Consider the following 4,258-nt stretch of genomic DNA (forward strand, 5'->3'; position numbering starts at 1 on the left):
ACAGCGAGGGCGAATATGCCGGCGTCGGCGGCCGGGCCCATCGCGGCCTGCCGATCGAGGTCGGCATGGATGTCTCGGTGTTCACCCGGACGGGCATCGAGCGCATCGCCCGGTTCGCCTGCGACCTCGCCGCGTCGCGCCACCGCCGGCTGCTGACCGTCGTCACCAAGTCCAATGCGCAGCGCCACGGCATGGTGTTCTGGGACGAGGTCGTGCGCGAGGTGATCGGCGACTATCCCGGCCTGACCGTCGACTGGATGCTGGTCGACGCCATGACCCAGCGCATGGTCAACAAGCCCGGCTCGATCGACACGGTGCTGGCCACCAACCTGCACGCCGACATCCTGTCGGATCTCGCCGCCGCGCTCGGCGGGTCGCTCGGCATCGGCTCGACCGCCAACATCGACCCGTCGCGCCGCCGCCCGTCGATGTTCGAGCCGATCCACGGCTCGGCCTTCGACATCATGGGCGAGGGCATCGCCAACCCCCTGGGCTCGTTCTGGACCGCCAGCCTGATGCTCGGGCATCTCGGCGAGGCCACGGCCGCCCGTCGCCTGATGTCGGCGATCGAGCGGGTGACGGAGCGGGGAGAATACCTCAGCCCCGATTTGGGCGGCTCGGCGACCACCGCCGAGGTGACGGATGCGGTGATCGCGGCCCTGCGCGGGGGCAATGCCTGAGCTGCCAAGGACCGGCGTCAGCCCGGCATCGAAACGAAGGCGCGGCGCCCCTCGACCAGATTGGCGACGACATCCGGCCGCGGGTCGCCGCCCGGTCCTAGGTCGACCAGGATGACGTCGGCCCGGCGGCCGACCGCGATCCGGCCACGGTCGTCGAGGCCGAGGGCCGCGGCCGGGTTGGCGGACACCAGGTCCCAGGCGCGCTCGAGCGGCAGCACGCCGTCGCCGACCAGGCGGAAGGCCGCGTGCAAGGGGGCGGGATAGTAGTAATCCGACGTCAGGACGCTGCACAGCCCCGCCCCGACCAGCTCGGTGGCCGACGGATTGCCGGCCTTGTGGCTGCCGCCGCGCAGCACGTTCGGTGCGCCCATGACGACATGCTCGCCCACGGCCCGGGCGTCGGCGGCGACCTCGCGGGCCAGTGGGAATTCGGCGATGCGGGCGCCCAGCGCGCGGTAGCGCGCCCGCGTCCCGAGATCGGCGTCGTCATGGCTGAGCATCGGCACGCCGGCCGCCGCGGCCATGCCGGCGAGGGCGGCCACCGTCGTGTCGAGCTCGGCGGCGCGCGTCCCCACCCGGCGCATGAGGTCGCGGAACGCCTCGACCGTGAGGCCGGTGCGGCCGGGGTAGCGGGCCGCCTTCTCCGGGTTCGCAAGGTCCCCCTCGATATCGGCCAGATGGTCGTTGAAGGCGACCACCCCGATGGTGCCGTCGGCGATCAGCGGCGCCACCTCCGCGAGCCCGTCGTGGTTGTGCACCTCGAAGCGCAGATGCAGGTGGGTGTCGCAGCGCAGGCGGCCGCGCACGGCGCGCAATGTCTCGGCCAGCGCCAGGAAGGTCTCGCGCCCGCGCAGCCCCGGTTCCCAGGAATAGGTGACGCCATGCAGTGCCGTGGTGATGCCGAAGCCGGCCATCACCCGGTCCGCCTCGTCCAGCGCCAGCGCGGTCGGGAAGCGCACGCCCGGCCGCGGCATCAGCGAGCGCTCGAAGGCATCGCCATGCAGGTCGACGATACCGGGCAGCAGCAGGCGGCCGCCTCCGTCGAGCCGCCCGTCGGCATTGCGGCCCTCGGAGCCCGCGATGTCCGCGATGCGGCCCGCCTCGATGCGGACCACCGCCTCCTCGATCCGCCCATCGACCAGCACGCGCGCGCCGACGATGGTCGTCGGCGGGGCCTGCCCGAGGGTCGGCAGGGGCGTGGCGGCGGTGTCGGCGGTGTCGGCGGTGTCGGCGGTGTCGGCGGTGATGTCGTTCATCGGGAAACTCTCGGAAATGCGGACTGAGCCTGATGGCAGGCGCCCAGACTTAGCCTTTCTTTGTGGCAGCTTTCTTACACACACTGTCCGGCCCGGAACAGACGGAAGGGCCGGCGAAGATCCGCGGGCCGTGCCTGGCCGGCACCTTCACCTTCCACGCCCGGAAACCGATGCGCCGGGCATGAGCGGCACGTTCATCGTGAAGGAGCGGGCCAAACGTTGCCTCTCCCCCGAAGCACAAGCACCTCCGGCCCCTCCCGCAGGGCGGGAGAGGCGACATCATCCGGGTCTTCATCGATCGGGTTCGCGGTTCGCGACCCCGGCAGGGTGCCAGGCGGCGGGAGGCCGGGTTCGCCCATGGCGCCCCGGCCGGCGCATTCACCCCGTATCCGGCCACCCCGTGTCCGGGGACCTCGGCCGGCTGCGGCCGGCGGAACGGTACCGCCTGGGCGGGTCCTTGGCCGCGTCGTCCCGCAACTGGGTCGCCAGCTCCGCCAACCCGGCGTCAGCCTCCTGCAGCCAGCGCTCCGCCTCCTCCGGCAGCCCGAACATCCGGCACAGCCGGGCCACGGCCACCAGCGGGGGGCAGGTCTCGACCAGTTCGGCCAGCTCCGGCCGCTCCAGCCGCTCGGCCATCTCCATGAAGCGCCGGTCGGCCTCGTCCTGCTCGATCTCATCACCATCGATGGCCGCCGCGCCCATGGCCATGGTCACCCGCAGCCGCGACCGCGATCTGTCGGCCGCCTCGGCCGGCCCGGCCGCGGCCTTTGCTTCGGGCGGGCGGGAGAACCTGTCCTCCAGCAGCAGGGTCTGGCGCACCGAACGGGCGATGACGGCCAGCCGGCCGCAATAATCGACGCCGGCGATCGGGGCCTCCGCCGCCTCGGTCCGGGTCGCCTCGGCCACATCCATCTGGATCTCGATCAGCCGCGCCAGAACCCGGTCGCGACGCATCGCCCGATCCTGGTCGGGATCGGCTTGCGGCTGCGGGGCTGGATCGGGCGTTGTCATGAACAAAAGTAGAACATGAATCGGCCCGGCCGTCCAATTCCGGTGCAGTATTATCCGCCGGGCCGCGCCCGGGCCGCCCCGCTGCGCCGCTTTGTCATCCGCCTTGATCGCAAGCCCACCACCTTGGTTGCAGGAACGACGGACAGCGGGGACCGGGACGCATCAGCGTCCGGGGAAGCGGGACCCAGCGGCCCGCGCGGCCAGGACACGGATGACCAGGACCACGCCACAGCAGTTGGAGCCGCAGCCCCTGCCCGACCTGTCCGCCGCCGCGGGCAACCCGATCCGGCTGGGCTTTGCCGACAGGAACCCGCTGGTGCTGCGCGGCCTGCAATCGCTGTTCGGCGAGGACCGGCGGTTCGCGCTGGCGGTCTCGGCCAGCGACGGCGAGCGCTTCCTCGACGCGGTGGCGCGCTTCGACTTGGATGTCGACATCATCGGCTGGGTGATGGCCAATGGCGACGGCCGCGCCGTGCTGGAGGCCTTGCGGGCATGGGATGCCCCCCCGGGCATGGGACGCCGCGCCGTCAGGCGCGGCCCGTAGCCCAGGGGGAGCGGCAAGGCCCCTACCCCGCATCGTCGTCTACACCGGCGCGGACCTGGAGGTGGCGCGCACCGCCATGCAGTTGGGCGCCGCCGGCTTCCTGTCGAAATCCGAGCCGCCCGAGCGCCTGCTGGACCTGGTGGCCGAGGTGGCGCGCGGCCGGATGATGTTCCCGTTCCTCGATCTGGGCCGGGCGAGTGCGGCCCACCCGCTGGCCGGCCTGACCGTGCGCGAGCGCGAGCTCTTGGAGCGGCTGGCCGAGGGCCTGAGCAACGAGGGCCTGGCCCGCTGCTTCGGCTTGTCGCCGAACACGGTCAAATTCCACCTGCGCAACCTCTACGAAAAACTCGGCGCCGCGAACCGGGCGCAGGCAGTGGCGGTGCTGCTGGGACGGGAGAGAGGGTGAACGACCTTTTTGGGTAGAAGGGGTGGCTCTTGTCTTCGAGAGCGGCCGTATCGTCGCCAGGATCGACGGCTTCGACTCGATCTGCACTGAGTTAAAATTATCTATCCGCATTGGCAGATTCTGATTGATATTGGGAAATACTGCCTTCGTGTTCGCGAATTAATTTTTCAAACCCTGAAAATGCCGAATAAATATTATTGCATTGCTCTTCTAGAAGTTTAACAACAATATCCAGTGATATAGCTGGAATCCCTCCAAATCCATATCGAACTGTTTCGGTCTCTGCGAAAATTTCGCGGGTCACAATTTGTGTCATCCCCATCACGAAACGAGGAGAGAATCGATGATTATATGCGTTACG

At 69.7% G+C, this 4,258-nt stretch carries 6 protein-coding genes; 3 read left to right on the forward strand and 3 right to left on the reverse strand.

The window, feature by feature from the left end; all coding sequences use genetic code 11:
• A partial coding sequence (locus AC3XYG_RS17210; RefSeq protein ID WP_489141076.1) for an isocitrate/isopropylmalate family dehydrogenase occupies window positions 1–680 on the forward strand: 680 nt, incomplete at its 5' end.
• Window positions 681–697: 17 nt separating this feature from the next.
• Here the strand turns inward: AC3XYG_RS17210 and AC3XYG_RS17215 are convergent.
• Together AC3XYG_RS17215 and AC3XYG_RS17220 are read right to left on the reverse strand one after the other, a co-directional pair.
• Window positions 698–1,936 (reverse strand): alpha-D-ribose 1-methylphosphonate 5-triphosphate diphosphatase, encoded by a 1,239-nt coding sequence (locus tag AC3XYG_RS17215; RefSeq protein ID WP_489141077.1) that lies wholly within the window; start codon window positions 1,934–1,936, stop codon window positions 698–700.
• 378 nt (window positions 1,937–2,314) lie between these two features.
• Window positions 2,315–2,890, reverse strand: coding sequence for a hypothetical protein (locus AC3XYG_RS17220; protein WP_489141078.1), 576 nt, complete (start codon window positions 2,888–2,890; stop codon window positions 2,315–2,317).
• A gap of 268 nt (window positions 2,891–3,158) precedes the next feature.
• Here AC3XYG_RS17220 and AC3XYG_RS17225 point away from each other — a divergent pair, with 268 nt between their 5' ends.
• Both AC3XYG_RS17225 and AC3XYG_RS17230 read left to right on the forward strand, forming a co-directional pair.
• Window positions 3,159–3,491, forward strand: coding sequence for a helix-turn-helix domain-containing protein (locus tag AC3XYG_RS17225; protein WP_489141079.1), 333 nt, complete (start codon window positions 3,159–3,161; stop codon window positions 3,489–3,491).
• A gap of 61 nt (window positions 3,492–3,552) precedes the next feature.
• Window positions 3,553–3,897, forward strand: a complete 345-nt coding sequence (locus tag AC3XYG_RS17230; RefSeq protein WP_489141080.1) for a LuxR C-terminal-related transcriptional regulator — start codon at window positions 3,553–3,555, stop codon at window positions 3,895–3,897.
• Window positions 3,898–3,994: 97 nt separating this feature from the next.
• Here AC3XYG_RS17230 and AC3XYG_RS17235 read toward each other — a convergent pair.
• A partial coding sequence (locus AC3XYG_RS17235) for a hypothetical protein (RefSeq protein WP_489141081.1) occupies window positions 3,995–4,258 on the reverse strand: 264 nt, incomplete at its 5' end.

It is taken from the genome of Inquilinus sp. (assembly GCF_057815775.1).

What these genes read in the sequence shown, in the direction of transcription:
- AC3XYG_RS17220 (WP_489141078.1), bottom strand. Translation starts at nt 2,890, where the DNA reads ATGCGTCGCGACCGGGTTCTGGCGCGGCTGATCGAGATCCAGATGGAT.
- AC3XYG_RS17225 (WP_489141079.1), top strand. Translation starts at nt 3,159, where the DNA reads ATGACCAGGACCACGCCACAGCAGTTGGAGCCGCAGCCCCTGCCCGAC.
- AC3XYG_RS17215 (WP_489141077.1), bottom strand. Translation starts at nt 1,936, where the DNA reads ATGAACGACATCACCGCCGACACCGCCGACACCGCCGACACCGCCGAC.